This is a genomic window from Romboutsia sp. 13368 (genome assembly GCF_018336475.1).
Taxonomy (GTDB): domain Bacteria; phylum Bacillota; class Clostridia; order Peptostreptococcales; family Peptostreptococcaceae; genus Romboutsia.
On the sequence record NZ_CP048741.1, the window covers coordinates 753607 to 755133 of the forward strand.

The following is a 1527-nucleotide window of genomic DNA, read 5'->3' on the forward strand; positions in this document are numbered from 1 at the left end:
AATATATTTAGCAAAACAGCTATTACAACAGATTATATAAAAAATAATGAAAGTATAATTATTATAAATGGTAATATAAAGAATATTTTACCTTTAGTCGTACCAATGTTTATAGTCCAACCTGCGCCAAATCTTTTATTAACAAAAATTGATGGATCATTAGGATTATTATATATAGAACCTAGTATCCATAAAGAATCATCGTCATCTATAGAGTAAGATGCATTTTTATTTTTATTAGGTGATTTATAATATAAATATGTTTGATAAATAGCAGTTAAAATAATTATAATTGTAGCTGTCCATAATATAAAAGGATTTACACTACTACCATTCATAGTAGCAATAAGTATATTTATAAATAAAATTTGACATCCTATATTTAACATTAAAAAAGTAATACCAAACATATTTAAATAGTATAATTGAGACTTTTTACTATTATCTATAAAATTAGGATCTAATTTAACTCTAGATTTTAAAGAATATATAGATGCTAGATATATAATAACTCCAAACATAATCATCATGACTACAATAGAAAATATTTTTATAAATGATTTATCTGCAAATGCATCTGCATTTCCTTTTAGTCCCCAGTGAGTAGGAATTATATCTGGTATAGAGTTATAATTAGCTAATACATATATTCCAACTAAAGTAGCTATTATTAAAGGTATTAAAAGTATTAATGAGTACTTTTTTACTATTTTATTTTTTTCTACAATGAAGTCAGTATCTAATATAACACTAGTTTTTTCTAAATCTAAATCAGAGATATTTGGTGCTAACTTAGATTTTAGTATCTTTACTTTATTATGAATATTTACATATAAAATAAAGTTATATAAACAAAAGACTAACATTGGTAAAATTGAAGAAATTAAATAAGCTTTAAATATATATACAAATATTAATTCAAGAGTTAAAGATATTATAAAACCTATAGTTGTAAATAATTTATATTTTTTATCTAAAGTTTTAAATTCATCTTTATAAAAATAATCAGAATTTAAGCTTATTCCATAAAATTGTCTTTTACCACTTAAAGCTTGAGTAAAATAAGTTAATACATAAAGTAAAAATAATATTGGAACATTAATAATTAAAGCCAAACTACTATTCATAATCTTTCACCTCATATTCATCAAATAATTTATTACTATAATTTAAAAATTCTTCACGAGACATTCCTAAGAGATAACTTTGAGCTACCAAAAGGTCTAACATAGATTCAATTTTATTCATGTTATCATCGGTTTTATCAATTGGTAATTTATTTACAATTGCACCTTTTCTTCTGTCTATATTTATGTAGCCTTCATCTTTAAGTAAATTATAAGATTTATTTACTGTATGAAGATTTACCCCTATTTCTTCTGCCATATTTCTTACTGATGGTAAAGATTCATTTATTTTTAAATCTCCACTAGCAATAGATTTAATTATTTGTTCTCTAATCTGAGCATAAATAGGAACATCGCTATTAAAGTCTAAATTTAAAATCATTTTTATACTCCTTTAYTA

2 protein-coding genes are annotated in these 1527 nt (G+C 22.2%); both read right to left on the reverse strand.

Translation table 11 applies throughout. The annotated features are described in order from the left end of the window. Nucleotides 1-32 precede the first annotated feature (32 nt). A complete protein-coding gene (locus G3997_RS03030; RefSeq protein WP_296647894.1) occupies nt 33-1127 on the reverse strand; it encodes a DUF1648 domain-containing protein in 1095 nt (364 codons plus the stop codon). Further along, nucleotides 1120-1509: a GntR family transcriptional regulator gene (locus G3997_RS03035; RefSeq protein WP_296647902.1), complete on the reverse strand. Its 390-nt coding sequence runs from the start codon at nt 1507-1509 to the stop codon at nt 1120-1122. The genes G3997_RS03030 and G3997_RS03035 overlap by 8 nt, the downstream gene beginning before the upstream one ends. Between the last annotated feature and the right edge of the window lie 18 nt (nt 1510-1527).